Origin of the sequence: Pseudomonas sp. HY13-MNA-CIBAN-0226 (assembly GCF_040310305.1) — a bacterium.
Lineage (GTDB): Bacteria > Pseudomonadota > Gammaproteobacteria > Pseudomonadales > Pseudomonadaceae > Aquipseudomonas > Aquipseudomonas gregormendelii.
In genome coordinates this window covers 30,573-47,326 of sequence record NZ_JBEOPS010000011.1, presented here as the reverse complement: position 1 = coordinate 47,326, position 16,754 = coordinate 30,573, and the positions used below count along the sequence as shown (strand labels likewise).

Genomic DNA, 16,754 nt, shown 5'->3' with positions numbered 1-16,754 from the left:
AACATAATAACGTCTCTCACAAAACTCGTCGCCGCTCATGCCAAAAACACCGATAGCCAGCCGTCCCCATGACCACTCTCATTGCGTCCACAGCGCTCTGTCGGAGGCTGACGCCCTGTGCGCGCGTCAAGGCCTGCGCCTGACAGCCTTGCGCCGTCGGGTGCTGGAACTGGTGTGGCAAAGCCACAAGCCGCTGGGGGCATACGACATTCTTGCGGTGCTCAGCGAACAGGACGGCCGACGAGCCGCACCGCCTACCGTATACCGGGCCCTGGATTTCCTGCTGGAAAACGGCCTGGTGCACCGGATCTCGTCACTCAACGCTTTCATCGGCTGCAATCACCCCGAGCATGCGCATCAGGGCCAGTTCCTGATCTGCCGGGAGTGTCACGCAGCTATCGAGCTTGAACAGAAGTCCATCAGCGACGCGATCATCGACAGCGCCAGTGATGTCGGGTTTGTGGTTGAAGGCCAGACCGTTGAGGTCGTCGGGCTGTGCTCGGGTTGCCAGGGGGCTTGATGAGCAACGCGCTGATCCGTCTTGAACAGGTTACCGTAACCTTCGCCGGGCAAAACGTCCTCGATAACATCGAACTTGGCGTGGAACCCGGGCAGATCGTTACCTTGATCGGTCCGAACGGTGCGGGTAAGACGACCTTGGTAAGGGCCGTGTTAGGTCTGTTGAAACCGGACAGTGGCAGCGTTTGGCGCAAGCCGAAGCTGCGGGTTGGTTACATGCCGCAAAAGCTTCACGTCGACCCGACGCTGCCGCTCTCGGTGCTGCGCTTTCTGCGCCTGGTGCCGGGTGTAGACCGTGCCAGGGCCTTGGCTGCTTTGAAGGAAGTCGGTGCCGAGCACGTGATCGACAGCCCGGTGCAAAGTGTTTCCGGCGGCGAGATGCAACGGGTGCTGCTGGCCCGCGCGCTGTTGCGCGAACCTGAACTGCTGGTGCTTGATGAGCCGGTACAGGGCGTGGACGTGGCGGGTCAGGCCGAGCTCTACAGCCTGATCACCCGATTGCGCGATCGCCACGGTTGCGGCGTCCTGATGGTGTCTCACGACTTGCACCTGGTGATGAGCACGACCGATCAGGTGGTGTGCCTGAATCGCCATGTGTGCTGTTCCGGGCACCCCGAGCAAGTCAGCGGCGATCCGGCCTTTGTCGAGTTGTTCGGCAAGAACGCGCAAAGCCTGGCGATCTACCACCACCACCATGACCATGCCCATGACCTGCATGGTTCGGTGGTCAGTACGGCCTCACCGGCCTCTACCCATGTTCATGGAGATAGCTGCAAGCATGGCTGATTTTCTGCTCTACGCCCTTCTTGCAGGCTTGGCCCTGGCGCTGGTGGCGGGGCCGCTGGGTTCGTTTGTGGTGTGGCGGCGCATGGCCTACTTTGGCGACACCCTGTCCCATGCCGCCCTGCTCGGGGTAGCCTTGGGTTTCCTGCTGGATGTCAGTCCTGCCGTTGCGGTCACCGTGGGCTGTCTGTTGCTGGCGGTGCTGCTGGTGACCTTGCAGCAACGCCAGCCTCTGGCGTCGGACACGCTATTGGGGATTCTTGCACCAAGCACCCTCTCATTGGGCCTGGTGGTACTAAGCTTCATGCATGAAGTGCGGATAGACCTGATGGCCTATCTGTTTGGCGACCTGCTCGCCATCAGTCCCGGCGATCTGGCCTGGATTCTCGGCGGAAGTGCGGCGGTTCTTGTGGTGCTGTTGGCGATGTGGCGACCTTTGCTGGCCATCACTGTGCACGAGGAATTGGCCAAGGTTGAGGGGTTGCCGGTGGCATCTCTGCGCCTGACCTTGATGCTGCTGATTGCCGTGGTCATTGCGGTCGCGATGAAAATTGTCGGGGTGTTGCTGATCACTTCGCTGCTGATCATTCCGGCGGCGGCAGCGCAGCGTCACGCTCGCTCGCCGGAGCAGATGGCACTGGGCGCGAGCCTGCTGGGCATGCTCGCCGTGTGTGGCGGCCTGGCGTTGTCCTGGTTCAAGGACACTCCGGCGGGCCCGTCGATTGTGGTGACGGCGGCCGCGCTGTTTCTGCTGAGTTTTGTCCTGCCCCGTCGAGGGGTGTAGACTTGCTCGTTTTTTGCGCAAATAGAGAGTCGCAGGAATGAAGCCGTTCACCTCCCGTTATCTGCTCCTTGTCGCATTTTCCATGCTGCTGGGCGCTTGCCAAAGTACGCCACCGGCGACCCCCGAGGTCACTGATGCGCGAGCTGCGGCTGTCGCGCAACTGGAACAAAGCCTCGCCAGCAGTGAGCTGGCGACTGCCGAAGGGCAACTGGCTGCCTTGCAGGCCGAGGCCCCGAATGACCAATCGCTCGAGCAGTACCAGCGTCAATTGGCCGAGGCTTATCTGCTGCGTAGCCGCATTGTGCTGCAAAAAGGTGATGTGAATGCTGCCGCCACGGCCCTCAGCCGGGCTCGGGCGCTGATGCCCAAGGCACCCGCGCTGACCGGCGGAGTCAACAATGCCATCGTCAATGCACGCAAGGCCGAACTGGATAAAGCGGAAGCGGCGCTCATGGCGGCCGAAGCCAAGCCACCGGCCAAAGTCATCGACCCTACGGCCGAAAGCACCACGGTGGCGCTAAACCTGACAGATATGGCCAAGTTGCGCCGCCAGTTGGACGCGATCGCTGCCGATGTAGTGAATTATCAGTGCGATGTCAGCATTCAGGCGCCGCGCACCCAGGACTATCCATGGTTGGCAACTTTGTTGACCAAGCGAGTGAAGAAGCTGGATTCGGGCTTTGATCTGAAGCTGAAGAAGCAGATTCTGCGCAATATTCCTGCGCAAATTGTTTTGAGCCCTCGCAAACCTTAAAAGCATCGCGAGCAAGCTCGCTCCTACAGTGGTTAGCGCTGATCACAGCCTGTGTGTTCAGCCGTAAAACCCTGTGGGAGCAAGGCTTGCCCGCGATGGCATCCTTACAAACGCAACAAATATTAAGCCGGAACCGCCTTGGCTTTCGGCTCACGATCCCAGACCCGATGTTGCCCGATCGCTGCAATGAACGGTTTGAACAGCTTCGTATCCGCTCCCACGATCAATCCCGCATCCGCCTCTAGCTTCAGCACGTCCAGCAACTGCTTGGCTTCGCCGTGCAAAGCGATCGCCTTCAGATGCTTGTAGGCTTCCAGCACGTAATGCAGCGCCACCCCATCGGTGCTCAAGGCCTTGATCGAGGCTGCGCCACCGGGCACGAACACCGCGTCAAACGCCACTGACGGCAAGCCTTCCATCGACGCATCCACCGGCAGTGTCTTGCCCTCAGCGGTCTTCACGGGTGCCGAAGTCGGCCCCAGCAGCTTGGCGTGTGCCCCTTCGGCTGCCAGCGCTTTTTTCAGCGCATCAATCGCTGCGCCATCGACACCGTTGGCCGCCAGAATCGCCACCTTGCGGCTTTTGATGTTGCCGGGCAGAAGGTTGGCCTGGCTGAGCGCGGGTGAGCGATCCAGCGACGTCTTCGGCACATCGACCGTGCCGGCCTTGGGTGCCGGCAAACCGAGGTTAGCGGCTACGCGTGCGGCCAGTTCAAGATCAATGTTGGCGAGGATCTCGTTCACCTGACGGGCACGAATGAACTCACGTTCGACTTTGCCCAGCTCGAAGCTGTAGGCCGCAATGATGTGCTCCTGCTCGTGCTTGCTCATGCTGTGGAAGAACAGCCGCGCCTGGGAGAAGTGGTCGCTGAACGACTCGCTGCGCTGGCGGATCTTGTTGGCGTCGATGCGCTCGGGATAGGACTCGAAACCACCGTCCTGTGCCGCCGGCGGCGTCTCTTTCGGCCAGCCGCCGTCGATGGAGTTAGGCTCGTAGGCCGCACGGCCCTTGTCGATCGTGGTGCGGTGCAGCGCGTCGCGCTGGCCGTTGTGGAACGGTGCCACCGGACGGTTGATCGGGATTTCGTGGAAGTTGGGGCCGCCAAGACGGCTGATCTGCGTGTCGGTGTAAGAAAACAGCCGGCCTTGCAGCAGCGGGTCATTGGAGAAATCGATGCCTGGCACGATGTGCCCCGGGCAGAACGCGACCTGTTCGGTTTCGGCGAAGAAGTTATCCGGGTTGCGGTTCAGCACCATTTTGCCCAGTGGCGTGATAGGCACGATTTCCTCAGGGATGATCTTGGTCGGGTCGAGAATGTCGAAGTCGAAGGAGTGCTCGTTTTCCTCTTCGACAATTTGCACGCCCAATTCCCATTCCGGGTAATCGCCCATCTCGATCGCTTCCCACAGATCTCGACGGTGGAAGTCGGTGTCTTTGCCGGCGAGCTTCTGTGCTTCATCCCAAACCAGCGAGCAGGTGCCGTTGGAAGGGCGCCAGTGGAATTTGACGAAGCGCGATTTGCCTTCGGCGTTGATCAGCCGGAAGGTGTGCACGCCGAAGCCCTGCATGCTGCGCAGGCTCTTGGGAATCGCGCGGTCGGACATGGCCCAGATCACCATGTGCGCCGACTCCGGGACCAGCGAAACAAAGTCCCAGAAGGTATCGTGGGCAGAGCCGCCAGTAGGAATTTCGTTGTGGGGCTCAGGTTTCACGGCGTGGACGAAGTCGGGAAACTTGATCGCATCCTGGATGAAAAACACCGGCATGTTGTTGCCCACCAGATCGAAGTTGCCTTCGTCGGTGAAAAACTTCACGGCAAAACCGCGCACATCGCGCACGGTATCGCCCGAGCCGCGAGGGCCCTGCACCGTGGAGAAGCGGGTGAATACCGGGGTTTTCTTGCCCGGGTCCTGGAGGAAACCGGCCTTGGTCAATGCCGCATGGTTTTCGTAGGCCTGGAAGTATCCATGAGCACCGGTGCCGCGGGCGTGGACGATACGCTCGGGAATACGCTCGTGGTCAAAGTGCGTGATTTTTTCACGCATGATGAAGTCTTCGAGCAGCGAAGGCCCGCGCGCGCCGACCTTCAACGTGTTCTGATTGTCCGAAACCTTTACGCCCTGATTGGTGCGCAAGGCCTGGCCTGTGGCGTCGGAGCGGAATGTTTCCAGGCTGTCGAGCTTGGTATTGGTATTGTTACGGTCCAGGGTATCGGTCCCGGCCAGTTCGCTTTTAGGTGTGGCAGGTTTCTTGGTACTCATCAGTCGTAAACTCCTCGTTGCGATCTCGTCCTAGCCGGACTTGTGAGCAATGTTCCAGGCACGGCACCTGGCGATTCTCGAGCTGCCTAATTAGTGACTGGTGACTGTTTCAGCCGTTCCTTTTTTCTGACCTTTGATCGCGTTATTGCCAAATCGCTGGTTGAATGCGAAATAAATGCTAAGAACCTCTATACGGACAGGCTAAAATGCGCGCCCGGCTAACCGCTGACCCTTTTCCAACGCGCCCCACAAGGTTCGCTACGTGATCGAGTTTCAAAACGTCCACAAAACCTACCGCGTCGCCGGTAAGGAAATTCCCGCCCTGCACCCGACCAGTCTGACGATTGAGAACGGCCAGGTGTTTGGCCTGATCGGCCACTCCGGCGCGGGCAAAAGTACCCTGCTGCGCCTGATCAATCGTCTGGAGAATTCCACTGGCGGCAAGATCTTCGTCGACGGCGAAGAAGTCACTGCGCTCGACGCCAGCAGCCTGCGACGCTTCCGCCAACAGGTCGGGATGATTTTCCAGCACTTCAATCTGCTGGCCTCCAAGACCGTGGCCGATAACGTCGCGCTGCCCCTGACCCTGGCCGGCGAGCTGTCGCGCAGCGAGATCGACCAGCGCGTGGCCGAATTGCTGGCGCGGGTCGGGCTGTCCGATCACGCCAAAAAATACCCGGCTCAGTTGTCTGGTGGGCAGAAGCAGCGCGTTGGCATCGCCCGCGCCCTGGCCACCAAGCCGAAAATCCTGTTGTGCGACGAAGCCACCAGCGCCCTGGACCCGCAAACCACCGCGTCGGTCCTGCAGTTGCTGGCTGAGATCAATCGCGAGTTGAAGCTGACCATCGTGCTGATTACTCACGAAATGGACGTGATTCGTCGGGTCTGCGACCAGGTGGCGGTGATGGACTCTGGTGTGATCGTCGAGCAGGGCTCGGTTGCCGATGTGTTCCTGCATCCCAAGCACCCGACGACCAAGCGCTTTGTGCAGGAAGACGAGCAGATCGATGAAGGTGAACAACGCGACGACTTCGCCCATGTCCCAGGCCGCATCGTGCGTCTGACATTCCAGGGCGAAGCGACCTACGCGCCTTTACTGGGTACTGTCGCTCGCGAAACGGGTGTGGACTACAGCATCCTCGCCGGCCGCATCGACCGCATCAAAGACGTCCCTTATGGGCAACTCACTCTGGCCGTCACCGGTGGCGACATGGAGGCGGCATTTGCCCGCTTCACCGCGGCTGACGTTCACATGGAGGTGCTGCGCTGATGGAAGCCCTGACAAGTTTCTTCTCCAACATCGACTGGTTCGAAATCTGGCTGGCCACTGGCGACACGCTGCTGATGCTAGGCGGTTCACTGTTGTTCACCGTGCTGTTGGGCCTGCCGCTGGGTGTGCTGCTGTTCCTGTGCAGCCCGCGTCAACTGCTCGAAGCCAAGGGGCTGTACGCCCTGCTGTCGCTGGTGGTGAACATCCTGCGTTCGCTGCCCTTCATCATTCTGTTGATCGTGATGATTCCGTTCACTGTGCTGATCACCGGCACCTCCCTGGGTGTAGGCGGTGCGATTCCGCCGCTGGTCGTGGGCGCCACGCCGTTTTTCGCGCGACTGGTGGAAACCGCCTTGCGTGAAGTGGATCGCGGCATCATCGAGGCGACCCAGGCCATGGGTGCGACCACTCGGCAGATCATCACCAATGCCCTGCTGCCGGAAGCCCGCCCGGGCATCTTCGCCGCGATTACAGTGACAGCGATTACATTGGTGTCCTACACGGCAATGGCCGGTGTCGTCGGCGCTGGCGGCCTGGGTGACCTGGCGATCCGTTTCGGCTATCAACGTTTCCAGACCGATGTGATGGTGGTGACTGTGGTGTTGCTGCTGGTGCTGGTCCAGGTGCTGCAAACCGTTGGTGACAAATTGGTTGTGCATTTTTCCCGGAAATAAATACTCTCGTCTTTTGCAAATGAGCCGGCCATTCGCTGGCAGGCGCCGCATAACTGGCGCCTCACATGGAGTTAGCTGAATGAAAAAACTACTCGTCGCGTTCGCCGCCGTTGCTGCGTTCTCTGCCCAGGCGGACACCCTGACCGTTGCCGCCACGCCAGTCCCGCACGCAGAGATTCTCGAATTCATCAAGCCAGCCCTGGCCAAGGACGGCGTGGACCTGAAGGTCAAGGTCTTCACCGACTATGTCCAGCCCAACGTGCAAGTGGCCGAGAAGCGCCTGGACGCCAACTTCTTCCAGCACCAGCCATACCTGGATGAGTTCAACAAGGCCAAGGGCACCAACCTGGTCGCCATTGCCAGCGTGCACCTGGAACCACTGGGCGCCTATTCCAGCAAACACAAAACCCTGGCCGACTTGCCAGGCGGCGCCAACGTGGTAATCCCCAACGACGCCACCAATGGCGGTCGCGCCCTGTTGCTGCTGCAGAAGGCTGGGCTGATCAAGTTGAAGGATTCGAACAACATCCTGTCGAGCGTCAAGGACATCACCGAGAATTCCAAGGACCTGAAATTCCGCGAACTGGAAGCGGCGACCATCCCGCGCGTGCTGACCCAGGTCGACCTTGCGCTGATCAACACCAACTACGCGCTGGAGGCCAAGCTCGATCCGTCCAAGGACGCGCTGGTCATCGAAGGCAACGACTCGCCCTACGTGAACATTCTGGTGGCCCGTCCGGACGACAAGGACAGCGAAGACATGAAGAAACTGGTCGCGGCCCTGCACAGCCCTGAAGTCAAAGCTTTCATCCTGGAAAAGTACAAAGGCGCGGTATTGCCAGCGTTCTGATCTAGCGATAAAAACACAAGATCGCAGCCTTCGGCAGCTCCTGCACAAGCATCGGTAACGACCCGATTCCGTAGGAGCTGGCGCAGACTGCGATCTTTTTTTGTGCCTCAAAAAACTATTGGCGTTTGAGCATCACCGGCAACTGCGCCACCAGCTTCACATTATTCAACGGCGCCCGAATAAACCCGCGCTGCGTCCCATCCGGGCCAATCACCGCCAGGTTGCCGCTGTGATCCACCGTGTAGTTTGGCTTGGTGGTATCTGCCGGGATGAACGGGATGCTCACCGCATTGGCGAATTTTTGCAGGTCGGCGATCGAGGTCGGCGTCAGGCCGATGAACTGCGGGTCGAAGTAGCCCAGGTACTGCTTAAGCTGCTTGGGCGTGTCGCGATTGGGGTCGACACTGACCAGGATGATCTGCAGCTTGTCCACCACGTCCGCCGGCAACTCACTCTTGATCTGGCGCAGTTGGGCGAGGGTGGTCGGGCAGATGTCCGGGCAGAAGGTGTAGCCGAAGAACAGCAGTGACCATTTGTCTTTCAACTCGTCGACCGCAACCGGCTTGCCATCCTGGTCGGTCATGGTCAGATCCGGCAGGTTGCGGCTTTGCGGCAGCAGGATGATGCCGGCGTCGATCAACTCCGTCGGGTCCCCCTGGCCTTTGCCAGACAGCACTTTATTGATGGTCAGGCCCAGCACAAGCGCGATCAGGGCGACGAGGATGAAGACGGTTTTCTGGGTTCGAGTCATAGGTTCAACAGTAAGTAGTGGTCTACGAGCAGCGCGATAAACAGCAGGAACAAGTACCAGATAGAGTACTTGAAGGTGTTGATCGCCGCGTGCGGCCGAGTGCCACGGTACAGCACCACGGCCCATTGCAGGAACCTCGCGCCCAGGACGAGCGCGCAGGCCAGGTAGAGCAGGCCGCTCATGTGGATCACGTAAGGCATCAGGCTGACGGCCAGCAACGCGAAGGTGTAAAGCAGGATGTGCACCTTGGTGTAGTGCTCGCCGTGGGTCACGGGCAGCATCGGGATGTCGGCCTTGGCGTATTCCTCCTTGCGGTGAATCGCCAGCGCCCAGAAGTGCGGCGGGGTCCAGGCGAATATGATCAGGACCAGCAGCAGCGGTTCGGCGCTGACATGGCCGGTCGCAGCGGTCCAGCCAAGCAGCGGAGGCGCGGCACCGGCCAATCCGCCGATGACGATGTTTTGTGGAGTCGCGCGCTTGAGGAAACCGGTGTAGACCACCGCGTAACCCAGCAGGGAGGCCAGGGTCAGCCAGGCGGTCAACGGGTTGGTGAACGTCAACAGCAGGGCCTGGCCGAGCACGGCCAGCACCAGGGCAAAGGTCAGCGCGGCGGCCGGTGAAACCCGTCCTTCGGCCAGGGGCCGTTTGTGTGTGCGGGCCATGACTGCATCAATGCGCCGATCCACCACATGGTTGACCGCCGCCGCGCCGCCGGCACACAACGCAATCCCCAGGTTACCGAAGATCAGCACCGTCCAGGGCACCCCGGCGCGGGTCGCGAGGAACATGCCGACCAGTGAGGTGATCAGCATCAGCACCACCACTTTCGGCTTGGTCAGCTCCAGATAGTCACGCCAGATCGCCTGGCTGTGACGTTCGCCGATCAGAGTCGCCATGGCATCTCTCCTTTTATTGTTATGGGCCCGGCTGAATGTTTACGCGGGCTGAACCGCCAGCGTGCAGGGAATTGCTGCTTGACCCGAACCAGGCTGGTTCGCGCGTGATAATTGACCAGCACCAACGTCAGCAGCAGTGCCGCGCCGCCGGCGTTATGCGCGACGGCCACCGGCAATGGCAGGTGGAACAGCACGTTGCTGATGCCGAGGGTGATCTGGGCGGCAAGTGCCACCAGCACCAGCCCCGCCAGCCGGGTCATGCCGACGACCTTGAGTTGCCACGCCAGGCCGAGCAATACAAGCGTTACCAGCAACGCGCCGATTCGGTGGGTCAGGTGAATCGCGGTGCGGGCATCGCTGTCCAGTTGTCCACCCAGGTAGTTCGGGCCGATGTGCTGTGTGAGGTGAAAGCCGTTGGCAAAATCAGCCGGCGGCAGCCATTGCCCGTGGCAGGTCGGGAAGTCGATACAGGCTACGGCGGCATAGTTCGAACTGACCCAGCCTCCAAGGGCGATCTGTCCGATCACCAGCAGCAAGCCAGCCGTCGCCCAATGCTGCAGGCGTCGTGGCACGGTCAGTGCGGGCAATACCCCGGACAGGCGCAAGGTCAGGAGAAACAACAGGCTCAAGGTGGCAAAGCCGCCGAGTAGATGCCCGGTGACCACTTGCGGCCAGAGCTTTAGCGTCACGGTCCACATGCCGAACGCGGCCTGGGCGATCACCACGGCCAACAAAAACAACGGCAACTTCACCGGTTGCCCCGGGTGCCGACGATGCACCCACGCACGGCCGGCCAGTACGGCAATCAGCAGCCCAAGGGTGCCGGCAAAGTACCGATGGATCATCTCGTTCCAGCCTTTATGGGCTTCGACGGGCGTGTCGGGGAAATGCAATTCGGCATGGGCCAGCTGGGCCTCGCTTTTTGGCACGCTGATGAAGCCGTAGCAGCCCGGCCAGTCCGGACAGCCAAGGCCGGCGTGGGTCAGGCGGGTATAGGCGCCGAGCAGCACCACTATCAGTGCCAGCAGGGTGGCAAACAGCGCGAGGCGAAATCCAGGTTTGGCCATGACGATGCCCTTATCCGATGTTCGACAGTTTCAGCAGGTGGCGCAGGTCGTTGAGCAGGTCCTTGCCCTTGACGGTCGGGTCGTAGCGCAGCACCAGGTTGCCGTGGGGGTCGATGATCCACAGCTGCGGCACGGCGTGGTCACCAGTGGTCTTGCTGAACGTGGTCAGGTCCATGGGATAACGTTGCAGTTGTGGGTATTCGCGGGCGAGCTTGGCTTCGTACTCGCTGTTGAGCGGCTGCGCGGCGGCCAGGGCGTGACTGGCCCGGGATGCATCGCGGGAGAGGCCGATCTGCACCTGGCGCGCCAGGTACACCAGCTGCTGGCAGTCAACCGAGCAGTCTTTGGGTGCAGTCACCAGCATTTGCCAGCGTTGCTCCTGAGCCTGCACGCCAAGATCGGCGCGGGTCTGGCCATTGCCGATGAGTTCGCCGTGATAACTGCGCCCCTCCGGTACCCAGAACTGCAGTTTGTACATGCCGGTGGCGAGGATCATCGGACCGATCACCCCAAGCAGAATCAGCAGCAGCTGCAAACGCCCTTTGCGCCGACTTGCCGGCGACTTCGCTTCAGACATGCTGGGTGGATTCATGGCCGCTCCCATGGTGTTTCTCCTTTGCGTTGTGCCAGCCGAGGTAGATGAACAGGCCGAGCAGGGCGATCGACATGGCGAACCACTGCACGGCATAAGCGATGTGTTTTTCTGGCCCCATGGCGACCACCGGCCAATCGGCCTGGTAGATCCCGGGACCCGGTTCTGCACGTAATTCGTAAGGGAAACCATCACGCTCCAATGCTGCCCAGAGCTTCGCCGGTTCCACCGCTGTCACCAGTTGCGGCCAGGTGGTGGTGGCCGGGTCGGCGTGAAGCTGGAAAGTAGCGCCCGGAGCAACGTAGACCCAGGCGGTGAGGGTCAAGACCTCGCCAGGCGTGGTGAATTGCGCGGGGATGCGCCGGTCCGGCCAGGGCAGCCAACCGCGATTGACCAGCAGCCATTGGCCGCTGGCTTGATCCTGAAACGGCTGCAGCAACTCGACCCCGACCTTGCCGTCCCGTTGGCGGTTATCCAGCAGCAGGCTGTGCGCGGCATCGAACTGGCCACGCAGCACGACCCGGCGGAAGGCAGGATCCTCGGTGTGCTGTAACGCAGTGCTGGCCATCGGTTCCGCCAGCCGGCGCTCGGCATAACTGTCCAGCAGCGCGCTTTTTTCCGCGCCGCGATTCAGTTGCCAGAAACCGAGCGAGACCAGCAGTGGCAGCAACAAGGCCACCACCAAACTCGGCACGATGCCTGGCCGGAAGCGCTTCATGACGTCGCCAGAATGTCGGTAGTCGCGATAGCTATACTCAAGTGCATCGCATTTCCCCTGGAGTCTCACCATGCTCAAAGCAGCCATCGTCCTGATGCTGATTGCCACGGTTGTCAGCCTGTTCAGCGGCCTGTTTTTTCTGGTCAAGGACGACAGCAGCTCGAACCGTCTCGTCATTGCCTTGAGTGTTCGTGTAGCCCTGGCCGCCATTACCGTCGGCTTGATCGCCTGGGGATTCTTCAGCGGCCAGCTGGTGTCTCACGCGCCTTGGTGATGCCTCAAAGTACGTAGACGAAGACGAACAAACCGATCCACACCACGTCCACGAAGTGCCAGTACCAGCTCGCCGCTTCGAAGCCGAACTGATGCTCGTTGTCGAAGTGCCCGCGCATCACCCGCATCAGCATCACGAACAGGATTATCGTGCCCATGGTCACGTGGGCGCCGTGGAACCCCGTGAGCATGAAGAACGTCGCGCCGTAGATGCCCGAACCCAGTGTCAGGCCCAGTTCCTTGTAAGCGTGGATGTATTCTTCAGCCTGGAAAAAGAGGAACGCGCAGCCCAGCAGCACGGTGATCGCCAGCCAGAGCTTCAGCGCGCCGCGATGGCCCTTTTTCAAGGCGTGGTGGGCGATGGTGACGGTCACGCTGGAACTCACCAACAACACCGTGTTGAGCAACGGCAGGCCCCATGGGCTGATGACTTCCTTGGGTGGCGGAAACAGTTTCGAGTCAGGGTTGTTCAGCAATGGCCAGACGAACTCGAAGTTTGGCCAAAGCATGTGAGCTATGCCTTTGGCGCCTTCTCCGCCGAGCGCAGGGCCGGAGACGTGGCGCACGTAGAACAGTGCACCGAAGAAGGCGATGAAAAACATCACCTCCGAAAAGATGAACCAGCTCATGCCCCAACGAAATGAACGGTCCATCTGCGCGCTGTACAAGCCGCTGCGACTTTCCTTGATCACGGTACCGAACCAGCCGAACAGCATGTACGCCACCAGCAGGCCGCCGACGAAAAAGATCAGCGGGCCGTGGGATTCCGGGCGCGCCGCTTTCAGGTCGTTGAACCAGGTGGCCAGGCCGAACACGGTGACGAACATGCCGACCGTGGCGATGATCGGCCACTTGCTCTGGGCCGGTACGTAATAGTGCTCATGAGTTGCCATTTATTGTTCTCCTTATCGGGCACGCTCAGCCGCCAGTGTTTACAGCTACCGGGGGATGTCGGGCGGTGATATCGAACAGCGTGTAGGACAGCGTCAGGTGCTTCACATCCTTGGGCATGTCACGGTCAACAATGAAACGTACCGGCATCTCGATCCGTTCACCGGGCTGCAGCACTTGCTGGGTAAAGCAGAAACATTCGGTTTTGTGGAAGTACGCTGCCGCAGCGCTGGGCGCGATGCTGGGCACGGCCTGGGCGCTCATCGGGCGATCGGTAGGGTTGTGGGCGATGAAGATCATCTCGTTCACGGCGCCAGGGTTGGCGGTCAACTCATCGTGCTTGGGATAGAAGTCCCAGGACATGTCGGCGGAGTTGGTCGACAGGAACTGCACGCGTACCTGGCGAGACAGATCCACCGTCTGTTCACCTTCGTACTGTCCGGAAGTTTTGCCATTGATACCGAATGCCTTGCACATCACGTCGTAGATGGGCACCAGGGCAAACCCGAAGACGAACATTGCCACCACCACCATCAGCAGGCGGGTGACCAGTTTTTTCATCGAAATCGAGTCAGCCATGATTCCAACTCCATACCGAGACCCCTGTGGGAGCTGGCAAGCCAGCTCCCACAGGAATTCGTGCAAGGCCGAGGGTGTTCATTTCACTTCCGGCGGCGTGGTGAAGGTGTGATAAGGCGCCGGTGACGGGATGCTCCACTCCAGGCCCTCCGCGCCATCCCATGGTTTGGCCGGTGCTGGCGGGCCGCCGCGAATCGTCTTGATCACGATGAACAGGAAGAACAGCTGAGTGGTGCCGAACATGAATGCACCAATCGACGACACCATGTTGAAGTCGGCGAACTGCAGGTTGTAGTCCGGAATCCGCCGCGGCATGCCTGCCAGCCCCACGAAGTGCATCGGGAAGAAGGCCATGTTCATGCCGATGAACGACAGCCAGAAGTGCAGCTTGCCGAGGGTTTCGTCGTACATGTGGCCGGTCCATTTCGGCAGCCAGTAATAAGCCGAGGCGAAGATCCCGAAAATCGCCCCTGGCACCAGCACGTAGTGGAAATGCGCAACCACGAAGTAGGTGTCCTGGTACTGGAAGTCCGCCGGAGCGATGGCCAGCATCAAGCCGGAGAAGCCGCCAATGGAGAACAGGATCACGAACGCCACAGCGAACAACATCGGCGTCTCGAAGGTCAGCGAGCCTTGCCACATGGTGCTGGCCCAGTTGAACACCTTGACCCCGGTCGGTACCGCGATCAGCAGCGTGGCGTACATGAAGAACAACTCGCCCACCAGCGGAATGCCGACCACGAACATGTGGTGCGCCCAGACGATGAACGACAGGAACGCGATGCTCGCCGTGGCGTAGACCATCGAGGTGTAACCGAACAGAGGCTTGCGTGAAAAGGTCGGGATGATCGAGCTGACGGCACCGAAGGCCGGCAGAATCATGATGTACACCTCGGGGTGCCCAAAGAACCAGAACACGTGCTGGAACAACACCGGATCACCGCCCCCGGCCGCACTGAAGAAACTGGTGCCGAAGTGGATGTCCATCAGCATCATCGTTACGCAACCGGCCAGTACCGGCATCACCGCAATCAGCAGGAAAGCGGTAATCAACCAGGTCCAGACGAACAGCGGCATTTTCATCAACGTCATGCCTGGAGCGCGCAGGTTGAGGATGGTGGCGATCACGTTGATCGCGCCCATGATCGAACTGATCCCCATCAGGTGGATGGCAAAGATGAAGAAAGTCACGCTTTCCGGTGCATAGGTTGTCGACAGCGGGGCGTAGAACGTCCAACCGAAGTTAGGCCCGCCGCCGGGCGTGAACAGGGTCGATACCAGCAGGATGAACGCAGCTGGCAATAGCCAGAAGCTGAAGTTGTTCATCCGCGGCAGGGCCATATCCGGCGCGCCGATCATCAACGGGATCATCCAGTTGGCCAGCCCAACGAATGCCGGCATCACCGCACCGAAGACCATCACCAGGCCGTGCATGGTGGTCATCTGATTAAAGAAGGCCGGTTCGACGATTTGCAGCCCCGGCTGGAACAGCTCGGCGCGAATCACCATCGCGAACGAACCGCCAAGCAGGAACATGGAAAACGCGAACCACAGGTACAGTGTGCCGATGTCCTTGTGGTTGGTGGTCAGCACCCAGCGCATCAGGCCTTTGGCGGGGCCGTGGGCGTGGTCGGCATGACCATGGTCATCGATGACGGCGCTCATGGCGTGTCTCCTGCAAACAGATGGGCTGGGCAGGCCGGGGCACGCTGCCCCGACCGGTTCCTTGGGTACGCAATAGACCGGGTCATTTGCTTTCCGCCTGTTTCAGCTCCAGCACTTCTTTTGGCGTGACCATGTCGCCTTTATTGTTGCCCCAGGCGTTACGCTCGTAAGTCACGACCGCTGCTATGTCGACTTCCGAGAGCTGCTTGCCGAACGCTGCCATGGCGGTGCCTGGTTTGCCGTGGAAGACAATGCCCAAGTGCCCTTCTTTCGGTCCGGTGGCGATTTTCGAGCCTTTGAGTGCCGGGAACATTGGCGGCAGGCCCTGGCCTTCGGCCTGGTGACAGGCTACGCAGGTGGTGTGATAGACCTTGTCACCGCGTTCCTTGAGTTCGTCGAGCGTCCATTCCTTGCTGGTCAGCTCCTTGAGCTGCGCCGCTTCAGCCTTGCGTTCGCCCAGCCATTTTTCATAGTCGGCCTTTTCCTTGACCTCGACCACGATCGGCATGAAACCGTGGTCCTTGCCGCACAGCTCGGCGCACTGACCGCGGTAGATGCCGGGCTTGTCGACGCGTGTCCAGGCTTCGTTGACGAAACCGGGAATGGCATCGCGCTTGACCGCAAAGGCGGGCACCCACCAGGAGTGGATAACGTCGGCGGAGGTCACCAGGAAACGCACCTTGGCGCCAATCGGCAGCACCAGCGGCTTGTCGACTTCGAGCAAATAGTGCTCGCCCTTGGTTTCCTTGTTGTGGATCTGCTCGGCGGGGGTGGCCAGGTTGCTGAAGAACTCGACGTCCTGGCCCAGGTATTTGTAATGCCACTTCCACTGATAACCTGTGACCTGGATATCGATATCCGGCTCACTGGTGTCGTACATCTTGATCAGGGTTGCAGTCGCGGGAACCGCCATGGCTACCAGGATCAGGAAGGGCACGATGGTCCAGAGGATTTCTACGGTCGTACTTTCATGAAATTTTGCGGCCACCTGCCCGGTTGAGCGGCGGTGGAGGATCATCGACCAGAACATGGCGCCGAAGACGATGATGCCGATCACTACACAAATCCAGAAAATGGTCATGTGCAGGTCAAATACTGCGTGACTGATTTCAGTCGCTCCAGGCGCCATATTCACAGTCCAGGCCGCTTGCGCCTGACTGAAAATCGACCACAACAGGAGGCCCATCCAGACGTGTGGATGTCGCATCATTGCGGGTTCCCCTTATCGTTCTTGTTATCCCGCCGGCTTTCACCAGTGGCAAGGGAGCGGCTTTTCAGACTACGAACTTGATTGCCGGGCCTTGCTGCGTGTGCAGTCGGGCGTCATCAGCTAACTCCATTCCAACCCGAGTATAGACAGCGACTGAGACCTCGCAATGCGATGGGGTAAATGAACCGTGACAGGACGCACTTGCGCTCAAGGGCAC

At 60.2% G+C, this 16,754-nt stretch carries 18 protein-coding genes; 8 read left to right on the top strand and 10 right to left on the bottom strand.

The annotated features are described in order from the left end of the window. Positions 1 to 37: 37 nt before the first annotated feature. Genes zur through AAEZ05_RS13770 form a run of 4 tightly spaced genes read left to right on the top strand, consistent with a single transcriptional unit; the run spans position 38 to position 2,840 of the window. Entirely contained in the window at positions 38 to 520 is a 483-nt protein-coding gene (zur, locus tag AAEZ05_RS13785) for a zinc uptake transcriptional repressor Zur (protein WP_045059112.1), read from the top strand. Further along, entirely contained in the window at positions 520 to 1,305 is a 786-nt protein-coding gene (gene znuC, locus AAEZ05_RS13780) for a zinc ABC transporter ATP-binding protein ZnuC (RefSeq protein WP_045059111.1), read from the top strand. The genes zur and znuC overlap by 1 nt, the downstream gene beginning before the upstream one ends. Then, complete coding sequence (gene znuB / locus AAEZ05_RS13775) at positions 1,298 to 2,086, top strand: zinc ABC transporter permease subunit ZnuB (RefSeq protein ID WP_045059110.1); 789 nt, start codon at positions 1,298 to 1,300, stop codon at positions 2,084 to 2,086. The genes znuC and znuB overlap by 8 nt, the downstream gene beginning before the upstream one ends. A gap of 37 nt (positions 2,087 to 2,123) precedes the next feature. Next, positions 2,124 to 2,840, top strand: a complete 717-nt coding sequence (locus AAEZ05_RS13770; protein ID WP_350647764.1) for a PA5502 family lipoprotein — start codon at positions 2,124 to 2,126, stop codon at positions 2,838 to 2,840. A 122-nt stretch (positions 2,841 to 2,962) separates the two neighbouring features. Here AAEZ05_RS13770 and katE read toward each other — a convergent pair whose 3' ends face one another. After that, positions 2,963 to 5,101: a catalase HPII gene (katE, locus tag AAEZ05_RS13765; protein ID WP_350647762.1), complete on the bottom strand. Its 2,139-nt coding sequence runs from the start codon at positions 5,099 to 5,101 to the stop codon at positions 2,963 to 2,965. Between the two features lie 262 nt (positions 5,102 to 5,363). Between katE and AAEZ05_RS13760 the strand changes: the two genes are divergently transcribed. The 3 genes from AAEZ05_RS13760 (at position 5,364) to AAEZ05_RS13750 (ending at position 7,895) form a co-directional block, all read left to right on the top strand. Continuing rightward, on the top strand, positions 5,364 to 6,371 hold the full coding sequence (locus tag AAEZ05_RS13760; protein WP_045059107.1) for a methionine ABC transporter ATP-binding protein: 1,008 nt from the start codon (positions 5,364 to 5,366) through the stop codon (positions 6,369 to 6,371). Then, a complete protein-coding gene (locus AAEZ05_RS13755) occupies positions 6,371 to 7,045 on the top strand; it encodes a methionine ABC transporter permease (RefSeq protein ID WP_045059106.1) in 675 nt (224 codons plus the stop codon). Before AAEZ05_RS13760 ends, AAEZ05_RS13755 begins: the two co-directional genes overlap by 1 nt. A 79-nt stretch (positions 7,046 to 7,124) precedes the next feature. Further along, positions 7,125 to 7,895 carry a MetQ/NlpA family ABC transporter substrate-binding protein gene (locus AAEZ05_RS13750; RefSeq protein WP_350647759.1) on the top strand — a complete coding sequence of 257 codons (771 nt, stop codon included), beginning with the start codon at positions 7,125 to 7,127 and terminating at the stop codon, positions 7,893 to 7,895. Between the two features lie 115 nt (positions 7,896 to 8,010). Here the strand turns inward: AAEZ05_RS13750 and AAEZ05_RS13745 are convergent, their stop codons facing one another. Genes AAEZ05_RS13745 through AAEZ05_RS13725 form a run of 5 tightly spaced genes read right to left on the bottom strand, consistent with a single transcriptional unit; the run spans position 8,011 to position 11,919 of the window. Then, complete coding sequence (locus AAEZ05_RS13745) at positions 8,011 to 8,646, bottom strand: SCO family protein (RefSeq protein WP_045059104.1); 636 nt, start codon at positions 8,644 to 8,646, stop codon at positions 8,011 to 8,013. Continuing rightward, positions 8,643 to 9,542 carry a heme o synthase gene (cyoE, locus tag AAEZ05_RS13740; RefSeq protein ID WP_045059103.1) on the bottom strand — a complete coding sequence of 300 codons (900 nt, stop codon included), beginning with the start codon at positions 9,540 to 9,542 and terminating at the stop codon, positions 8,643 to 8,645. Before cyoE ends, AAEZ05_RS13745 begins: the two co-directional genes overlap by 4 nt. Further along, positions 9,530 to 10,609 (bottom strand): COX15/CtaA family protein, encoded by a 1,080-nt coding sequence (locus tag AAEZ05_RS13735; protein WP_045059102.1) that lies wholly within the window; start codon positions 10,607 to 10,609, stop codon positions 9,530 to 9,532. The genes cyoE and AAEZ05_RS13735 overlap by 13 nt, the downstream gene beginning before the upstream one ends. 10 nt (positions 10,610 to 10,619) lie before the next feature. After that, positions 10,620 to 11,213 carry a PA_0111/PP_0108 family redox-active disulfide protein gene (locus tag AAEZ05_RS13730; RefSeq protein WP_045059133.1) on the bottom strand — a complete coding sequence of 198 codons (594 nt, stop codon included), beginning with the start codon at positions 11,211 to 11,213 and terminating at the stop codon, positions 10,620 to 10,622. After that, complete coding sequence (locus AAEZ05_RS13725; RefSeq protein WP_045059101.1) at positions 11,179 to 11,919, bottom strand: SURF1 family protein; 741 nt, start codon at positions 11,917 to 11,919, stop codon at positions 11,179 to 11,181. Before AAEZ05_RS13725 ends, AAEZ05_RS13730 begins: the two co-directional genes overlap by 35 nt. Before the next feature lie 70 nt (positions 11,920 to 11,989). Between AAEZ05_RS13725 and AAEZ05_RS13720 the strand changes: the two genes are divergently transcribed. Further along, positions 11,990 to 12,193 carry a twin transmembrane helix small protein gene (locus AAEZ05_RS13720; protein ID WP_008064738.1) on the top strand — a complete coding sequence of 68 codons (204 nt, stop codon included), beginning with the start codon at positions 11,990 to 11,992 and terminating at the stop codon, positions 12,191 to 12,193. Between the two features lie 4 nt (positions 12,194 to 12,197). Here AAEZ05_RS13720 and AAEZ05_RS13715 read toward each other — a convergent pair whose 3' ends face one another. The 4 genes from AAEZ05_RS13715 to coxB all read right to left on the bottom strand — a co-directional run bounded on the left by AAEZ05_RS13715 (position 12,198) and on the right by coxB (position 16,537). Then, positions 12,198 to 13,085 carry a cytochrome c oxidase subunit 3 gene (locus AAEZ05_RS13715; RefSeq protein ID WP_205891833.1) on the bottom strand — a complete coding sequence of 296 codons (888 nt, stop codon included), beginning with the start codon at positions 13,083 to 13,085 and terminating at the stop codon, positions 12,198 to 12,200. Between the two features lie 25 nt (positions 13,086 to 13,110). After that, complete coding sequence (locus AAEZ05_RS13710) at positions 13,111 to 13,662, bottom strand: cytochrome c oxidase assembly protein (protein ID WP_045059099.1); 552 nt, start codon at positions 13,660 to 13,662, stop codon at positions 13,111 to 13,113. A gap of 78 nt (positions 13,663 to 13,740) precedes the next feature. Beyond that, the gene (gene ctaD, locus AAEZ05_RS13705) at positions 13,741 to 15,327 is read right to left on the bottom strand and encodes a cytochrome c oxidase subunit I (RefSeq protein ID WP_045059098.1); all 1,587 of its coding nucleotides are present in this window, start codon (positions 15,325 to 15,327) and stop codon (positions 13,741 to 13,743) included. Between the two features lie 82 nt (positions 15,328 to 15,409). After that, a complete protein-coding gene (gene coxB, locus AAEZ05_RS13700) occupies positions 15,410 to 16,537 on the bottom strand; it encodes a cytochrome c oxidase subunit II (RefSeq protein ID WP_045059097.1) in 1,128 nt (375 codons plus the stop codon). Between the last annotated feature and the right edge of the window lie 217 nt (positions 16,538 to 16,754).